Origin of the sequence: Hoyosella altamirensis (assembly GCF_014191505.1) — a bacterium.
Lineage (GTDB): Bacteria > Actinomycetota > Actinomycetes > Mycobacteriales > Mycobacteriaceae > Hoyosella > Hoyosella altamirensis.
Genome location: NZ_JACHWS010000002.1, coordinates 969,710 through 987,095, shown reverse-complemented (window position 1 = coordinate 987,095; position 17,386 = coordinate 969,710). Strand labels below are relative to the sequence as shown.

15 protein-coding genes are annotated in these 17,386 nt (G+C 62.8%); 14 read left to right on the top strand and 1 reads right to left on the bottom strand.

The genetic code is table 11. The features are described 5' to 3' along the window. The first annotated feature begins 18 nt into the window (after positions 1-18). The 14 genes from FHU29_RS13395 to FHU29_RS13330 all read left to right on the top strand — a co-directional run bounded on the left by FHU29_RS13395 (position 19) and on the right by FHU29_RS13330 (position 16,316). Positions 19-573 (top strand): NuoB/complex I 20 kDa subunit family protein, encoded by a 555-nt coding sequence (locus FHU29_RS13395; RefSeq protein WP_013809208.1) that lies wholly within the window; start codon positions 19-21, stop codon positions 571-573. Further along, a complete protein-coding gene (locus tag FHU29_RS13390; protein WP_064438633.1) occupies positions 570-1,310 on the top strand; it encodes an NADH-quinone oxidoreductase subunit C in 741 nt (246 codons plus the stop codon). The genes FHU29_RS13395 and FHU29_RS13390 overlap by 4 nt, the downstream gene beginning before the upstream one ends. Continuing rightward, positions 1,310-2,614 (top strand): NADH dehydrogenase (quinone) subunit D, encoded by a 1,305-nt coding sequence (gene nuoD, locus FHU29_RS13385; RefSeq protein WP_064438634.1) that lies wholly within the window; start codon positions 1,310-1,312, stop codon positions 2,612-2,614. The genes FHU29_RS13390 and nuoD overlap by 1 nt, the downstream gene beginning before the upstream one ends. Continuing rightward, a complete protein-coding gene (nuoE, locus tag FHU29_RS13380) occupies positions 2,611-3,516 on the top strand; it encodes an NADH-quinone oxidoreductase subunit NuoE (RefSeq protein WP_064438635.1) in 906 nt (301 codons plus the stop codon). The genes nuoD and nuoE overlap by 4 nt, the downstream gene beginning before the upstream one ends. A gap of 1 nt (position 3,517) precedes the next feature. Beyond that, positions 3,518-4,840 (top strand): NADH-quinone oxidoreductase subunit NuoF, encoded by a 1,323-nt coding sequence (gene nuoF, locus FHU29_RS13375; RefSeq protein WP_064438636.1) that lies wholly within the window; start codon positions 3,518-3,520, stop codon positions 4,838-4,840. After that, complete coding sequence (locus FHU29_RS13370) at positions 4,837-7,254, top strand: NADH-quinone oxidoreductase subunit G (RefSeq protein WP_064438637.1); 2,418 nt, start codon at positions 4,837-4,839, stop codon at positions 7,252-7,254. Before nuoF ends, FHU29_RS13370 begins: the two co-directional genes overlap by 4 nt. Next, complete coding sequence (gene nuoH, locus FHU29_RS13365) at positions 7,254-8,540, top strand: NADH-quinone oxidoreductase subunit NuoH (protein ID WP_064438638.1); 1,287 nt, start codon at positions 7,254-7,256, stop codon at positions 8,538-8,540. The genes FHU29_RS13370 and nuoH overlap by 1 nt, the downstream gene beginning before the upstream one ends. Further along, positions 8,533-9,090 carry an NADH-quinone oxidoreductase subunit NuoI gene (gene nuoI, locus FHU29_RS13360; RefSeq protein WP_064438639.1) on the top strand — a complete coding sequence of 186 codons (558 nt, stop codon included), beginning with the start codon at positions 8,533-8,535 and terminating at the stop codon, positions 9,088-9,090. The genes nuoH and nuoI overlap by 8 nt, the downstream gene beginning before the upstream one ends. Further along, complete coding sequence (locus tag FHU29_RS13355) at positions 9,090-9,893, top strand: NADH-quinone oxidoreductase subunit J (RefSeq protein ID WP_064438640.1); 804 nt, start codon at positions 9,090-9,092, stop codon at positions 9,891-9,893. Before nuoI ends, FHU29_RS13355 begins: the two co-directional genes overlap by 1 nt. After that, positions 9,890-10,189 carry an NADH-quinone oxidoreductase subunit NuoK gene (nuoK, locus tag FHU29_RS13350; protein WP_013809217.1) on the top strand — a complete coding sequence of 100 codons (300 nt, stop codon included), beginning with the start codon at positions 9,890-9,892 and terminating at the stop codon, positions 10,187-10,189. The genes FHU29_RS13355 and nuoK overlap by 4 nt, the downstream gene beginning before the upstream one ends. 60 nt (positions 10,190-10,249) lie before the next feature. Beyond that, on the top strand, positions 10,250-12,145 hold the full coding sequence (gene nuoL / locus FHU29_RS13345; RefSeq protein ID WP_064438641.1) for an NADH-quinone oxidoreductase subunit L: 1,896 nt from the start codon (positions 10,250-10,252) through the stop codon (positions 12,143-12,145). Continuing rightward, the gene (locus FHU29_RS13340) at positions 12,142-13,737 is read left to right on the top strand and encodes an NADH-quinone oxidoreductase subunit M (protein WP_064438642.1); all 1,596 of its coding nucleotides are present in this window, start codon (positions 12,142-12,144) and stop codon (positions 13,735-13,737) included. The genes nuoL and FHU29_RS13340 overlap by 4 nt, the downstream gene beginning before the upstream one ends. Then, positions 13,734-15,260, top strand: coding sequence for an NADH-quinone oxidoreductase subunit NuoN (gene nuoN, locus FHU29_RS13335; RefSeq protein ID WP_064438643.1), 1,527 nt, complete (start codon positions 13,734-13,736; stop codon positions 15,258-15,260). The genes FHU29_RS13340 and nuoN overlap by 4 nt, the downstream gene beginning before the upstream one ends. Before the next feature lie 114 nt (positions 15,261-15,374). Further along, positions 15,375-16,316, top strand: coding sequence for a PDDEXK family nuclease (locus FHU29_RS13330; protein ID WP_083962087.1), 942 nt, complete (start codon positions 15,375-15,377; stop codon positions 16,314-16,316). Positions 16,317-16,328: 12 nt separating this feature from the next. Here the strand turns inward: FHU29_RS13330 and FHU29_RS13325 are convergent, their stop codons facing one another. Further along, positions 16,329-17,360, bottom strand: coding sequence for a hypothetical protein (locus FHU29_RS13325; protein ID WP_232322847.1), 1,032 nt, complete (start codon positions 17,358-17,360; stop codon positions 16,329-16,331). Positions 17,361-17,386 lie beyond the last annotated feature (26 nt).

Here is a 17,386-nt window from a genome sequence, read left to right as displayed (position 1 = left end):
TGCCGGGAGTGAAAAACAATGGGTCTTGAAGAGAAGGTGCCAAGCGGGTTTCTGCTCAGCACCGTAGAGCAATTAGCGGGCTACATGCGTAAAGGGTCCCTGTGGCCTGCGACGTTCGGGCTCGCGTGCTGCGCTATCGAGATGATGGCGACCAGTGGCGGACGCTACGATCTCGCGCGGTTCGGTATGGAGGCCTTCCGGGCATCACCGCGCCAAGCCGATCTCATGATTGTGGCCGGCCGGGTCAGCCAGAAGATGGCGCCGGTCCTGCGTCAGGTCTACGACCAGATGGTAGAGCCGAAGTGGGTGCTCTCGATGGGTGTATGTGCATCGTCTGGGGGCATGTTCAACAACTACGCGATCGTGCAAGGCGTCGACCATGTCGTCCCCGTTGACATTTACCTGCCCGGATGTCCGCCTCGGCCGGAGATGCTGCTGCACGCGATCCTCAAGCTGCACGACAAAATCCAGGAAATGCCCCTCGGTGTCAATCGCGACGAAGCCGTGCGCGCGGCCGAGCAAGCTGCGCTCGCCTCACGTCCGACGATCGAATTGAAGGGACTGCTTCGTTGACGGACTCTCACGACAAGAATCGCAAGGAAGAGGCGACAGCGGGCCCCGAGGGAAGCGTCCCCGATCGCAGTGCACAATCCGAAGTGATCGACGTCCGCAGGGGCATGTTCGGAGTGCGGGGCAGCGGTGATACCTCCGGATACGGGCGGCTCGTACGACCAGTGAAGCTGCCCGGCAGCTCACCTCGCCCATATGGCGGCTACTTCGACGACGTGGCGGATGCACTCGCCGCAGCACTCAACGCTGAAGGTGTGGCTTTCGACGAAGCAGTCGAGAAGGTGGTCGTGTTCCGCGGCGAAATGACGTTCCACGTGGTCCGTGACCATCTGGTGCTAGTCGCGAAGCTACTCCGCGACGCGACGCTGCTGCGTTTCGAAATGTGCCTCGGGGTCAGCGGCGTTCATTACCCAGAAGATGACGGGCGCGAACTGCACGCGGTGTACCCGCTGATGTCGATCACCCACAACCGGCGCATCCGTCTGGAGGTGGCTGCACCGGATGCTGACCCGCACATTCCGTCGCTGTACAGCGTGTACCCGGCGAATGACTGGCATGAACGGGAAACCTACGACTTCTTCGGGATCATATTCGACGGTCACCCCTCGCTAACCCGCATCGAAATGCCCGACGACTGGGAAGGGCATCCTCAGCGCAAGGATTATCCGCTCGGCGGTGTCCCGGTCGAATACAAGGGCGCGGTCATTCCGCCACCGGACGAGCGGAGGGCCTACAACTGATGAGCGAGAACACGCGCGGCGAGTCCGTCTTCACCGTGTCCGGTCAGGACTGGGAGAGCATCAGCGAGGCGGCCAAAGGGGCTGACGACGAACGGATCGTCGTGAACATGGGGCCACAGCACCCCTCGACGCACGGAGTGCTGCGGCTGATCCTCGAGATCGAAGGGGAAACCGTCACAGAAGCCCGCTGCGGCATCGGTTACCTCCATACGGGCATCGAAAAGAACCTCGAATACCGTTACTGGACGCAAGGCGTCACCTTCGTGACGCGCATGGACTACCTGTCCCCTTTCTTCAACGAAACGGCCTACTGCCTCGGTGTTGAGCGACTGCTCGACATCACTGAGCAGATCCCCGAGCGCGCGAGCGTGATCCGTGTCTTGCTGATGGAGCTGAACCGGATTTCTTCGCATCTTGTCGCCCTCGCGACTGGCGCCCTCGAACTGGGCGCAAGCACCCCGATGCTGTTCGGTTTCCGTGAACGTGAACAGGTACTCGACGTCTTCGAGGCGGTAACTGGGCTGCGCATGAATCATGCTTACATCCGACCAGGCGGGCTTGCTCAGGACATCTCGGAGGAGGGCCTCGGGAAGGTTCGTGACCTACTTGAGCTGATGCCGAAAAGGCTCCGCGAGATGGAGCTGATCCTCAGCGAGAACCCGATCTGGAAAGCGCGGACGAAGGACGTCGGCTACCTCGACCTCACAGGCTGCATGGCCCTCGGAATCACCGGTCCCATCCTGCGTTCCACCGGGCTGCCGCACGATCTGCGCAAGTCACAGCCCTACTGCGGGTACGAGAACTACGAATTCGATGTCATCACGGACACCGGATGTGATTGCTATGGTCGCTACCTCATCCGAGTGAAAGAGATGAGGGAGTCGCTGAAGATCGTCGAGCAGTGCCTCGACCGGCTCCGCCCCGGCCCCGTCATGGTCGAAGACAAAAAGATCGCCTGGCCTGCACAGCTGAAGCTCGGCCCCGACGGTCTGGGGAATTCCCTCGAGCACATTCGCAAGATCATGGATACGTCGATGGAAGCGCTGATCCACCATTTCAAACTCGTCACCGAGGGTTTCCGGGTGCCCGCTGGGCAGGTGTACACGGCGGTGGAATCGCCGCGCGGTGAACTTGGCGTGCACATGGTAAGTGACGGTGGCACGCGCCCCTACCGGGTGCACTATCGGGATCCGTCGTTCACGAACCTTCAGGCCGTTGCAGCGATGTGCGAGGGCGGCATGGTCGCCGACGTGATCGCCGCGGTCGCCAGCATCGACCCCGTAATGGGTGGAGTAGACCGATGACCACACAGGAGCCAGTTTTCCTTCAGCTCGGGCAGAAGCCCGAGGAAAAAGGTCTCATCGTCCGGGAGGGCGCCCGCGGCAGCTACCCAGCGGACGTGAGCGAACGGCTGGGTGAGGCCGCTGAGCAGATCATCGCGCGCTACCCCGAGTCCCGGTCAGCGCTGCTGCCGCTGCTACATCTCGTGCAGTCCGAAGACGGCTGCATCACGCCCGCGGGAATCGACTTCTGTGCGAGGCACCTGGGACTCTCCGGCGCCGAAGTCGCCGCGGTCGCGACGTTTTACTCGATGTACCGGCGAACGCCCACCGGGGACTATCACGTCGGTGTCTGCACCAACACTCTCTGCGCTGTGATGGGCGGAGACATGATCTTCGCTGAACTCAAAAAGCATCTGGGCATCGGCCACGGAGAAACAACAGCCGATGGCAAAGTCACGCTGGAACACATCGAGTGCAACGCGGCCTGCGACTACGCCCCAGTGATGATGATCAACTGGGAGTTCTTCGACGACCAGACCCCACAGTCGGCAAAGCAGATAGTCGACGACCTGCGGTCAGGCAAGACCGTCACACCCACCCGGGGCGCTCCGCTCTGCACGTTCCGCGAGACAGCACGCATCCTCGCTGGTTTCCCCGATCCGCGGCCTGGTGCGCTCGATACCGAACCTGGTGGCCCCACACTCATCGGACTGCGCATCGCCCGGGAACGTGGAATGGAAGCACCCGAGGCGCCGGACCGCCCCACGCTATCGGCATCCAGAGCCGAGGGGACGGAGCCGGAAGCCGCGGCGCGAACTGCGGATGCCCCCGCGCCCGCACCGTCAGCCACGGTGCCCCCGGAATCCGCGACCTCCGAAACCAGCCCGGACGTGACGGACGCGCCGGAAGCGAAGGGAGAGTGACATGCCGCTGACCCCATTCCTCAGCCGGTACTGGGACGCTCCAGGAACATGGACGCTGGACGCGTACCGCCGTCACGACGGCTACCAGGCCGTCAGCAAAGCACTGCAAATGCCTCCCGACGAGGTGATTCAGACCGTCAAGGATGCTGGTTTGCGCGGCCGTGGCGGTGCTGGTTTCCCCACTGGCATGAAGTGGGGGTTCATACCGCAGGGGCCCGAGAAGGATGGCACCGTCAAACCGCACTACCTCGTCGTCAACGCGGATGAGTCGGAGCCGGGCACCTGCAAAGACATCCCCCTGATGCTGGCAACGCCGCACGCCCTCGTCGAGGGAGTCATCATCGCCGCGTACGCAATCCGGGCGAGCCACGCATTCATCTATGTGCGCGGTGAGGTCGTTCCAGTCCTGCGACGCCTGCAAGCAGCCGTCGCGGAAGCGTACGAGGCCGGGTATTTGGGTCGTGACATCCTCGGTAGCGGGTTCGACCTCGAACTGGTGGTGCATGCCGGAGCTGGGGCTTACATTTGTGGCGAGGAAACCGCGCTCCTCGATTCGCTCGAGGGCCGACGCGGGCAGCCTCGGCTGCGACCACCGTTCCCAGCCGTCGCGGGGCTCTACGCTTGCCCGACCGTGGTCAACAACGTGGAGTCGATCGCGAGCGTTCCGCCGATCATCCTCAACGGCATCGACTGGTTCCGGTCGATGGGCACTGAGAAGTCGCCCGGCTTCACCCTCTATTCACTGTCCGGTCACGTCACCCGTCCGGGGCAGTACGAGGCCCCGTTGGGCATCACACTGCGTGAACTACTCGACTATGCCGGTGGCGTCCGGGCCGGGCACAAGCTGAAGTTCTGGACACCAGGCGGCTCCTCTACCCCGATTTTCACTGAGGAACACCTCGACGTCGCGCTTGACTATGAAGGGTGCAGCGCGGCGGGATCGATGCTCGGCACCAAGGCCCTGCAGATCTTCGATGACACTACGTGCGTGGTCCGCGCGGTGCTGCGGTGGACGGAGTTCTACGCACACGAGTCGTGCGGGAAGTGCACACCGTGCAGAGAAGGCACGTACTGGCTCGTCCAGATTCTCGAACGCCTCGAGAACGGGCTTGGCACGGAAGCGGATCTCGACAAGTTGCTTGACGTCTCCGACAACATCCTCGGTAAATCCTTCTGCGCGCTCGGTGACGGTGCGGCAAGCCCCATCATGTCGTCGATCAAATACTTCCGGGACGAGTACCTTGCGCATCTGCCAGATGGGTGTCCGTTCGACCCGTACAAGTCCACTCTCATGGCCGAACGAGTGGAAGAGGGAGCCCTATGACAGTCACCAGCAACTCGCACAGCAGCGATGTCGCTCCCGCTGACCTCGTCACGCTGACCATCGATGGCATCGAGGTGAGCGTCCCCAAGGGCACGCTCGTCATCCGCGCCGCCGAACTGATCGGCGTTCAAATCCCGCGTTTCTGCGACCATCCCCTCCTCGACCCGGTGGGCGCGTGCCGGCAGTGCATCGTCGAAGTCGAGGGACAGCGCAAGCCACTCGCGTCCTGCACAATAACCGTCACCGAGGGCATGGTCGTCAAAACCCAGCTCACCTCAGCGGTCGCGGACAAGGCGCAAAAGGGTGTCATGGAGTTGCTCCTCATCAACCATCCCCTCGATTGCCCTGTGTGCGACAAAGGGGGTGAGTGCCCGCTGCAGAACCAGGCCATGTCCAACGGGCAAGCCGAGTCCCGTTTCACCGACGTCAAAAGAACCTTCCCCAAACCGATCAATATTTCGTCGCAGGTGCTGCTCGACCGGGAACGCTGCGTGCTGTGCGCGCGCTGTACCCGTTTTTCGCAGCAAGTGGCGGGTGACCCGTTCATCGAACTGATGGAGCGCGGCGCGCTGCAACAAGTCGGCATTTACACGAATGAACCGTTCGAGTCATATTTCTCGGGGAACACGGTCCAGATCTGCCCGGTGGGTGCGCTGACTGGAGCGTCGTACCGGTTCCGGGCCCGGCCGTTCGACCTCGTCTCGAGCCCGAGTGTCTGCGAGCACTGTTCCAGCGGCTGCGCACAGCGGACTGACCATCGGCGCGGGAAAGTATTGCGGCGGCTCGCCGGTGACGACCCTCAAGTAAACGAGGAGTGGAACTGCGACAAGGGCCGCTGGGCGTTCGCTTACGCCACCGAGAACGACCGGATCACCTCACCGATGATCCGCGGCGAGAACGGTTCACTCGTGGCCGCGTCGTGGTCCGAAGCTCTCACCGTGGCAGCGCGTGGCCTCGCCGAAACCCGCGCCGGGGTGCTTGTCGGGGGCCGCGTGACCTATGAGGATGCCTACGCGTACGCGAAATTCGCGCGAGTAGCGCTGGGGACCAACGATGTCGATTTCCGTGCCCGCGTCCACTCCGCGGAGGAAGCGGACTTCCTCGCGGCGCGTGTCGCTGCTCGCGGCGCAGTTACCTACACGAGCCTGGAACAGGCACCTGTCGTGCTTCTGGCTGGTTTCGAGCCAGAAGAAGAGTCGCCGATCGTGTTCCTCCGGCTGCGCAAAGCGGTCCGGAAGAACCAGCTCAAGGTCTACTCCCTCGCCACCTACTCGACGCCGGGCCTCACGAAGATGGCCGGAAAACTGATCCAGACAATCCCTGGCCGCGAAGCGGACACTCTTGGGTCTCTGCCTGCGGAGGTGACCGACTTGCTGCGGACGCCCGGTGCCGTGATCCTCGCTGGTGAACGGCTGGCAAGCGCTGTGGGCGGGCTGTCAGCAGTAAGCCAGCTTGCTGAAGACACCGGCGCCGCGCTCGCTTGGGTGCCGCGCAGAGCGGGAGAGCGCGGTGCCGTCGAGGCAGGTGCTTTTCCGAACCTGCTGCCCGGTGGGCGGCCTCTCAGCGATCCCGCCGCCCGGCGTGAGGTCGCAGCAGCATGGGGCATGTCTGACCTTCCCAGCGAAACCGGTCGGGACACCAGCGCGATCCTCACCGCTGCAGCCGACGGAGACCTCGATGCGCTGATTGTGGGCGGAGTCGAACCCACTGACCTGCCCGACCCAGAGGCAGCGCTGGTAGCCATCGACGCAGCCGGGTTCGTGGTCAGTCTCGAGTTGCGCCGAAGCGTCGTCACAGATCGAGCGGACGTCGTCTTCCCCATTGCCCCCGTCATGGAGAAAGCAGGAACGTTCCTCAACTGGGAGGGGCGCGAACGACCCTTCGCGGCGGCGCTCCGGAACACAGGCGCGATGCCCGATCAGCGTGTGCTCAACTCGCTCGCCGACGAAATGGGTGTTCATTTGGGACTGCCCGACGCGGAGACCGCACGGGTCGAACTCGCCACACTCAGCCTGTGGGACGGGCCGAGTGCCGCGCCACCACAGGTAGCCGCGGGGCCAATACCGCAGCCAGGGCCAGGTGAAGCGATTCTTGCGACCTGGCGGATGCTGCTCGACGCGGGCCGCTTGCAAGACGGTGAACCGCACCTCGCGGGCACGGCACGCGAACCTGTCATTCGGCTTTCCGCCCCTACCGCGGGCGAAATCGGGGCTGATGAGGGCACGCTCGTCACAGTGAGTTCCGCGCGCGGCACGGTGACACTCCCCCTCCGGGTCACGGAGATGCCGGACCGCGTGGTGTGGCTGCCACAGAACTCCCCTGGCGCGCTCGTCAACACCGTCCTCGCCGCGCCCGTCGGAAGTGTCGTCCAAATTAGCGCGGCTCTCAACGGTCGAGGCCAGGAGGGCGACTGATGAACGAAGACACCCTCGCAGTCGGATACGCGGACCTGTCCCTTTTCGGCCAGGATCCCGTGTGGCTGGTGGTGGCCAAAGCGGTCGCGGTCTTCGCGTTCCTCGTGCTCACTGTGCTCGTCGCCATCCTGGTGGAACGTAAGATCATCGCCTGGATGCAGATGCGGCTCGGGCCCAACCGGGTCGGCCCGTGGGGCCTGCTGCAAAGCCTTGCTGACGGCGTCAAGCTGGCATTGAAAGAGGGCATCATTCCCAAGGGCGTCGACAAGCCGCTCTACCTGCTCGCTCCCGTCATCGCCGTGGTGCCCGCGATCATGGCATTCGCGGTGATCCCCTTCGGTCCTGACGTCTCGATCCTCGGGAACCAGACCCCACTGCAGTTGACTGACCTGCCCGTTGCGGTGCTGTACATCCTTGCAGTCACCTCCGTGGGCGTCTACGGAATTGTCCTCGCAGGATGGTCCTCAGGCTCGACGTATCCACTTCTCGGCGGGCTGCGCTCGACAGCGCAAGTCATCTCCTACGAAATCGCTATGGCGCTGTCGTTCGTCGGTGTGTTCCTCTTCGCTGGCACCATGTCGACCTCGGGGATCGTCGCCGCGCAGGAAGGGACCTGGTACGTCTTCCTTCTGCTGCCATCCTTCCTTATTTACATCACCTCGATGGTGGGCGAAACGAACCGCGCACCGTTCGACCTCCCCGAAGCGGAAGGCGAACTCGTCGGAGGTTTCCACACGGAGTACTCGTCACTGCGTTTCGCGATGTTCATGCTCGCCGAGTACATCAACATGGTTACTGTGTCAGCGCTTGCGACCACGCTGTTTTTCGGCGGCTGGCGCGCACCCTTCCCCTTCAGCATGTGGGAGGGCGCCAACACCGGCTGGCTGCCGGTGCTGTGGTTCGTTCTCAAAGTGTGGGGATTCCTCTTCGTCTTCATCTGGCTTCGCGCCACGCTGCCGCGGCTCCGCTATGACCAATTCATGAACCTGGGCTGGAAAATCCTGATTCCCGTCTCGCTGGCCTGGGTGATGGTGGTCGCGACGGTTCGCGGCTTCTACAACGCCGGCTACGACGCGCAGACTCTCACCCTCGTCGTTGCAGGTTTCACCCTCGCCGCGATCATCCTCATCGCCGTGTGGTTCCGGATGAAGGGCGCACGGGCACAGGCAATCCGAGTTCCCGTAGCAGGCGAGGACACCCGGTTCGACCCGATGGCGGGCGGCTTCCCCGTCCCGCCGCTACCCGGCCAGACATCCGCGCAGGCTGAGGAGGCCCGAAATGCCTAAGACACCCAGATTCATCGAACCCCTTGCGGGATTCGGTGTGACCTTCTCAACCATGTTCAAGAAGCCGATCACTGAGCGATACCCCGAAGAAAAGGTACCGACCAGCCCGCAGTACCACGGGCGGCATCAACTCAACCGCCACCCGGACGGGCTCGAGAAATGCATCGGCTGCGAACTGTGCGCGTGGGCGTGCCCCGCCGACGCCATCTACGTCGAAGGGGCCGACAACACTGAAGCCGAACGGTATTCGCCCGGGGAACGGTACGGCCGCGTCTACCAGATCAACTACCTGCGCTGTATCGGTTGTGGACTGTGCATTGAGGCCTGCCCCACTCGCGCCCTGACGATGACCAACGACTACGAGATGGCAGACGATAACCGCGCAGATCTGATTTACGAAAAGGATCGGCTGCTCGCTCCGTTGAACGAGGGGATGATCGCACCGCCGCATCCCATGTATCCCGGCACCACAGAAGACGACTACTACCGTGGCTCCGTCACTGAAGCCTCGCCGCAGCAGGGCGACGCGTCTCGAGAGGAGAGCCGCTAGTGGGTGCCGCAGCGTCTGCGCTCGTCCTTGCGCAACCGATCACCGAGACTTCCACTGGTGAGGCCGTTCAATTCTGGATACTCGCCGCTATAGCCGTCGTCGGGGCGCTCGGCGTGGTGGCGTCGAAAAAGGCCGTCTATTCGGCGATGTTCCTCGCGATGACCATGATCATCCTGGCGATTTTCTACATTGCCCAGGGCGCGCTATTCCTCGGCGTCGTGCAAATAGTCGTGTACACGGGCGCCGTGATGATGCTGTTCCTCTTTGTCGTCATGCTGATCGGAATCGAGTCGTCGGACTCACTCGTCGAGACTCTGCGCGGTCACCGCATCGCCGCTGTCGCCGCGGGTCTCGGTTTCGGCCTCCTGCTCGCGGCAGGCATCGCACGAGCGGCGCTCCCCACGTTCGCTGGTTTCGAAGAGCAGGAAAACAATGTACCGGCGCTCGCCGAACTCCTCTTCGTCCGGTACGTCTGGGCATTTGAGCTGACGGGTGTACTGCTCATCATCGCCACCCTGGGCGCGATGGTTCTCGCGCACCGGGAGAAGTTCACGTCCCGCCGCACGCAGAAGGAACAGTCACAAGAACGGTTCCAGGCCTGGCAGCGCGGCGAGGGCGGACACCTTACACCGCTGCCAAGCCCCGGGGTCTACGCCAGGCACAACGCCGTGAACCAGCTCGCGCGGCTCCCTGACGGATCGTACGCGCAGAGCTCGGTCAGCGAAGTGTTCCGCAAGCAGGCCCAGGAGCAGGCGTCGTCCCACCCTGAACTCGAATCAGGTGAGGAGGACAGTCCCCGGTGAGTCCCGAGAACTATCTCTTCCTCTCAGCCCTGCTTTTCACGATCGGTGCAGCAGGGTTTCTGCTCCGCCGCAACGCGATCGTCGTGTTCATGTGCATCGAGCTGATGCTCAACGCGACGAACCTCGCGTTCGTGGCGTTCGCGCGGATGCACGGAAACCTGGACGGTCAGGTTTTCGCATTCTTCACCATGGTCGTCGCAGCGGCGGAGGTCGTCGTCGGTCTCGCGATCATCATGGCCATCTATCGGTCCCGCCGTTCGGCCTCGGTCGACGAAGCCAGCCTCCTGAAGAACTGACGCCATGCAGAAGAAGGTGACTGTGTTCATAAACCACGCCCGGACGATGGGGCAGACCGCATGAGCGGGGGAATCGCGTCGACCGTGTGGCTGCTGCCGGCCCTCCCTCTGGTCGGCGCGCTGGTGCTGCTCCTAGCTGGCCGACGCAGCGACCCGTGGGGTCACCTGCTCGGCTGCGCCACCGCCATCGCGTCGTTCGCGCTCGGAGTTGCGCTGTTCCTCGACATGGCGGGACGTGATGAGGCCGACCGTGTCATGCACCAGAGCCTCTTCAGCTGGGTGCCAGTGGCTGATCTGCAGGTGGACTTCGGTCTGCAACTTGACCAGCTCTCTATGTGTTTCGTCCTGCTGATCACCGGTGTTGGTTCCCTGATTCACGTCTACTCGATCGGGTACATGGACCATGATCCCGAACGCCGGAAGTTCTTCGCGTACCTGAATCTCTTCCTCGCCGCGATGCTGCTTCTCGTCCTCGCCGACAACTACCTCGGCCTGTACGTGGGCTGGGAAGGCGTGGGTCTTGCGTCGTACCTTTTGATCGGGTTCTGGCAGCACAAGCCGTCCGCGGCGACCGCCGCGAAAAAAGCGTTCCTCGTCAACCGCGTCGGAGACATGGGTCTCGCCATCGCGATGATGATCATGTTCGTGACGTTCGGTACGGTCGCCTTCAGCGAAGTTTTCGCTGGCGCGGATGGCGCCAGCGACGGCGTACTCACTGCCCTGGGTTTCCTGCTGCTTCTCGGTGCGTGCGGCAAATCAGCACAGGTGCCGCTGCAATCCTGGCTCGGTGACGCCATGGAAGGCCCGACACCGGTGTCCGCACTGATCCACGCGGCCACGATGGTGACCGCAGGCGTGTACTTGATCACCAGGTCCGGCCCGATCTTCGACCTTTCCCCCACCGCGCAGATGGCCGTCGTGATCGTCGGAGCGGTGACGCTGCTGTTCGGCGCAATTATCGGCTGCGCGAAAGACGACATCAAAAAGGCGCTCGCTGCGTCGACGATGAGCCAGATCGGTTACATGGTGCTGGCAGCTGGGCTCGGGCCCGCGGGCTACGCGTTCGCGATCATGCACCTGCTCACCCATGGCTTCTTCAAAGCCGGGCTGTTCCTCGGCGCGGGCTCCGTCATGCACGGAATGAATGACGAGGTCAACATGCGCCGGTACGGCGGACTGCGGACCGTCATGCCGATCACCTTCGTGACGTTCGGCTTGGGGTACCTCGCCATCATCGGCGTCCCGCCATTTGCCGGGTTCTTCTCCAAAGAAGGAATCATCGAAGTCGCCATCGACTCGGGTGGCGTGAAGGGCGTCGTGCTCGGCGCGGCAGTGCTGTTCGGTGCAGGTCTCACCGCCTACTACATGACCCGCGTCATGATCTTGACCTTCTTCGGGGAGCGCCGGTGGGATTCGCAAGCTGAACCTCACGAATCATCCGGGGTGATGACCGTACCGATGATTCTGATCGCCATCGGTTCCGTCGCGTCCGGCGCCTTCCTCGCACTCGGAGGCCGCCTCGAACACTGGCTGGAGCCCGTTGTCGGTTCCCACGACGGTGAGCATGTGGTCCCCGTGTGGGTGATCACGACGCTTGCGCTCGGAGTTGTCGCCATCGGCGTCGCAGTGGCCGTACGGCAGTACGCGGGCCGCGACATTCCGGTGGTCGCTCCCGCCGACGTTTCGGCCGTCACCGTGGCTGCCCGCCGCGACTTGTACGGGGACGCAGTGAACGAAACGGTCTTCATGCGGCCCGGGCAGCAAGTCACCCATACCGCAGCTGTCGTTGACGACAAGGTCGTGGACGGCGCTGTAGGCGGCGTGGCCGTGCTCGTCGGCGGTTTATCATCGCAGGTCAGGCGAATACAGACGGGCTTCACGCGGTCGTACGCGCTGTACATGCTGATCGGGGCGGCCCTCGTCATCGCGGCGATGCTGCTAGGAGGGGCGCTATGAACAGTTTCCCCTGGCTGACAGCCCTATGGGTGACACCACTCATCGGCGCACTCGCGATCATGTTCGTACCCGCACCGGCCCGGCAGCTCGCAAAGTCCATCGCACTGGGCGCGTCAATCGTGGTGCTCGGCATCGTCGTCGCACTCCTCGTCAGCTTCGACCCGGCGGGCGAGCAATACCAGTTCGTCGAGTCGCGCACGTGGATCCCCGCGCTTGGTGCCAGCTACACGCTGGGACTGGATGGTATCGGCCTGATCCTCGTCCTCCTTACAGCCGCCTTGATGCCTTTGCTTCTGCTCGCGGCGTGGCGGGATGACGACGACAGCCTCCCCGGCGGGGGTTTCCCCGGACGGCGCCGACCGACTCACACCTACGTCGCACTGATGCTCATGGTGCAGGCGATGGTGATGGTTACCTTCACATCCCTCGACATCCTGCTGTTCTACATCTTCTTCGAGGCGATGCTGATCCCGATGTACTTCCTCATCGGTGGTTTCGGTGGCCCCAACCGTGCGGCCGCTGCCGTGAAGTTCCTGCTGTACAACCTGTTCGGCGGACTGATGATGCTCGCGGCTGTCATCGGACTGTTCGTCGTCACCGCCGACATCGGGGAGAACGGCCGCGGCACATTCGACTTCCGGACCGTGGTCGCCGCTGTCTCCACTGGTGAGCTCGGAATCGACCCCGCCATCGCGAAGCTGCTGTTCCTCGGATTCACCTTCGCCTTTGCCGTGAAGGCGCCGCTGTGGCCGTTCCACACCTGGCTGCCGGGCGCCGCCGTCCAAGCCACGCCCGCGAGCGCGGTGCTCATGATGGCGATCGTCGACAAGGTCGGGACGTTCGCGATGCTGCGCTACAGCTTGCAGTTGTTCCCCGACGCGTCGCAGTACTTTGCGCCGCTCATCATCACGCTCGCTGTCATCGGAATCATCTACGGCGCGGTGCTCGCGATCGCCCAGACAGATGTGATGCGACTCATCGCGTACACGTCTATCTCGCACTTCGGGTTCATCATTCTCGGCATCTTCGCGATGACCAGCCAGAGTCAAGCTGGCTCCACGCTGTACATGGTGAACCACGGCGTCGCTACTGCCGCCCTGTTCCTGGTCGCCGGTTTCCTCGTGACGCGTCGCGGGACCCGCGCGATCAGCGACTACGGCGGCGTGCAGAAAGTCGCACCGATCATGGCGGGCTCTTTCCTCGTTGCCGGCCTCGCGACGCTATCGCTGCCTGGGCTCGCCCCGTTCATCAGCGAGTTCCTCGTCCTCATCGGCACATTCGGGCGCTACCCAGTCGCCGCGATCTTTGCGACAACAACGTTCGTGCTCGCCGCGATCTACATATTGTGGACCTATCAGCGAATGATGACGGGCCCCGTCACCGCCGGGAACGAGCACATCCGCGACCTGCGGCTACGAGAAGCCGCAGTGATGGGACCGTTGATCGCGGTGCTCATTGTCCTCGGTGTCTACCCGAAGCCGGCGCTCGATGTGATCACCCCGGCCGTTGAACACACCCTCACCACCGTGCACCTGCAGGATCCAGCCCCTGCCCTCGCCGGTGACCAGTTGATCGGAGGTGGAGGCCAGTGACCCCTGATATCGCATACAGTCAGCTCACGCCGATGCTCGTGGTGTTCGGTGTGGCAATCGTCAGCGTGCTCGTCGAGGCGTTTTTGCCCGCACGTCACCGGTATATGACGCAGATGGTGCTGAGCCTCACCGGTCTCGTCGTTGCTTTCGTGGCGTTGCTGATGCTGGCCGGAACGAGCAGTGTCACTGCAGTCGGTTCCGTGGCTGTTGACGGGCCAACGCTGTTTCTGCAGGGCACCATCGTGCTCGTCGCGGTGGTGTCGCTGCTTATGGTGGGAGAACGCACCCGCGAAAGTGCCGCTCTCATGGATGCTTTCGCACCGCAAACTTCGTCCGTGCCGGGCAGTGTCGCCGAGCGTGAAGCAACCAAAGCGGGGGTGATGCAGACAGAGGTTTTCCCGCTCGCGTTGTTCGCGGTCGGTGGTCTGATGCTGTTCCCCGCATCGAATGACCTCCTCACCATGTTCATCGCGCTCGAGGTGCTGTCCCTGCCCCTTTATGTGCTGTGCGGGATGGCGAGGCGCCGTCGCCTTCTTTCTCAGGAAGCAGCCCTCAAGTACTTCTTGCTCGGGGCGTTTTCTTCGACGTTCTTCCTCTACGGGGTGGCGCTGCTTTACGGGTTCGCCGGGACCCTCGAATTTGCTGGCATCGCGGATGCCGTTTCCGAACAGGGCAGCAGCCCCCTCGCGCTGATCGGTGTGGGCATGCTGTCAGTGGGACTGCTCTTCAAGGTGGGCGCAGTGCCGTTCCACACGTGGACTCCCGACGTGTATCAGGGCGCGCCCACCTCGATCACCGGGTTCATGGCGGCTGCGACGAAGATCGCCGCGTTCGGAGCGATGCTGCGCGTCTTCTACGTCGCAGTGCCGGAGTTGCAGGTCGATTGGCGGCCCATGCTGTGGGCTATCGCCGCGATCACCATGCTGGTCGGGACGATCATCGCGGTAACTCAAACCGACGTGAAACGCATGCTCGCGTATTCCTCGGTGGCCCATGCAGGGTTCCTGCTGACGGGCATCGTCGCTGCCAACGACGCGGGTGTCTCAGCGACATTGTTCTACCTTGTCGCATATGGGTTCAGCACGCTTGGCGCGTTCGCTGTGGTAAGCCTGGTGCGCGACCGGGGTGGGATCGAAACTGCGGATATGAACGCATGGGCCGGGCTTGGCCGGCAGTCGCCGCTCATCGCTGGGGCGTTTGCTTTGTTCCTGCTCGCCCTGGCTGGTGTGCCCCTGACGAGCGGTTTCATCAGCAAATTTGTCATCTTCTCGGCCGCTGTCGAAGGCGGAGCAGCCGCGCTGGTGATCATCGGTGTCCTGAGCAGCGCGATCGCGGCGTACTTCTACATTCGGGTGATCGTGCTGATGTTCTTCAGCGAGCCAGTGGAAGAGGGCGCGATAGTTGCGCCGAAGACGATGACTTCCGCTGTTGTTGCCATCGGCGTGGTGGTGACAGTCGTGCTGGGTGTAATGCCGCAGAGTGTGCTCGACCTAGCTGAGCGGGCATCTACGTTTGTCAGCTGAGGCACTGGTGCAAGGCATGTTGTTTGCGACCTATTCAGGTGCCAACTACATGCCTTACCTGTTCTCCACAGGATGGGTAGTTATCCACATTCCGAGCATCGGCGAGGCGGCTGAGTGCCGACTGTCAGCATTCTCGATGCTGTGCACCATGACCACAGTGAACTCAGCGACCTGCGTGCTCTGCTCGCGTTGCAGGATAGCGTCGTCGCGCGCAGGCAATTGTCACCGCGGGATCAATGCTTCGCACAGCGACGCGCGCGCAGTGGGCATTGGCAGAACCCCTCGCGGGGAGTGTACGTCGCCCACAATGGTGTGCTGACTGAACAGCAACGCTTCTGGATCGCTGTGCTCTCAACACCAACCGGCTCCGCGCTAGCTGGCTTGACCGCCGCGAGTCTTGAAGGTCTGCGCGGGTTTGAATGCAACGCAGTGCACCTTGTCGTACCGCCTGGCTCACGAGTGCAGGGCCGAGGTGTCATTCCCCATGTGTCGAAGCACCTCGCCGACACTGACGTTCACCCGGCACGATTGCCGCGCCGGACACGACTGCCGCGGAGCCTGATTGACGCCGCATCCTGGGCAAACACTGACCGCAAAGCGTGTGCGCTAATTCTCTCCGGGGTACAGCAGCGGCTGGTGCGCTCTCAAGATTTGCGCACGGCCTTAAGCCGCCGCGGTCGATGCCACCGTCGCGCGCTGATCACCGAAGCCATCATTGACGCTGAAGGCGGAATCGCGTCGGTTCCGGAGAAGGAATTCGCGTCGATCTGCCGTCTATTCAGGCTGCCTGAGCCCCAGCGACAGTCTGTTTACCGACGCCCCGGCAAGAACTTCTACTTGGACACCGAATGGGAGGAGTACGGTGTTGCGGTGGAAGTGCACGGAATGCAGCACCTCGATGTTGCCCACTGGGACGCTGACCTGGACAGACACGCTGCCCTCACTGCATCGGGACGGAGGATCTTACAGTTCACGTCACATTCGGTCCGGCACCGGAAGTCCTGGGTGGGTGAGCTTGTTTCGGCCGCCCTCCGTCGAGGCGGCTGGGCGGGATAGACATGTTGTTGTCTATTTCAGTAGTTTCAGCACCCGCTCTGACTCCGTGAAGTCTTTGAACTGGCGCCGCACGAAGGCATCGAGCATGCCGTTGTCCTGTACGACACTGATCACGCGTGGCGCGAATCGGAGTGCTTCTTCGATCATGTCTTCTCGCGTCACACCGATCTCGTCGAGCAACTCGGCGAGGGTATGGCGTGAATACTTGCCGAAGAAGACTGCCACGCCTTCCTCGATCGCCGTACGAATCGACCGCGTGCCGCGAAATTCGCGCCAGAACTCGAAGCCAAGGATCAGGAAGTCTTCTATATCGTCGGGGCCGATGGCTGCGCCGACTGTGCTGAAGGATTCCGATGCATGCTGTTCGAACATCTCCATGGCAGCCGCGACAACCGGTTCCCTGGCGTCACTCATGTCAGGTGTATCGACGTGGGAGATCACGCCGGAGACGATGCGCGCGATGAACTCCCGGAAGAGTTCGTCCGCTTTGTGCGGGATCCCCGGCGCGACCCGTGTGCTCACCGAACTCGTAAGGCGCAGGAGCGCCCCGACGCCCGGCACCGCACCGGCCTGCTGGCGGTTGCGCTGCAACGAATCCACTGCCATCCGATACAGCAGCCATGCGACCGAACTCCGCACCAGCGGGCTGTGATAGAAGAGGTCCACCACCCGCTGGAATGCGGGGTTCGACATGAACTTTTCCGCGATCGCCGCGAAGCTCTGCTCCGAAACGAAATCGACCTCGTCGTCGGCTTCATTGAAGGTGCGTTCATGGATCCGGCTTGCGATCTCACCGACAAGCTCCGGAATCGTGCCCTCAATTCGCCACTCCAGCGCGTATTTGATCGCTGCGCCGCTGACCTGTTTCGACGTTACGACATCACCAAGAGTGACCTGCTGCGCTGCTTTGAGCGCGTGCCCAACTTCGATGTGGACCCATTTGACGAACGCGTCCCCGCTGAGCTGATCGAGAATGTAGTCCGTCAGCGCGTCGAGCAACTCTTCGGATCCGTGGCCCTCATCATCGGTTAGTTCGTCCGTCACGCTCACAGAATAGTGCCGATGACGCT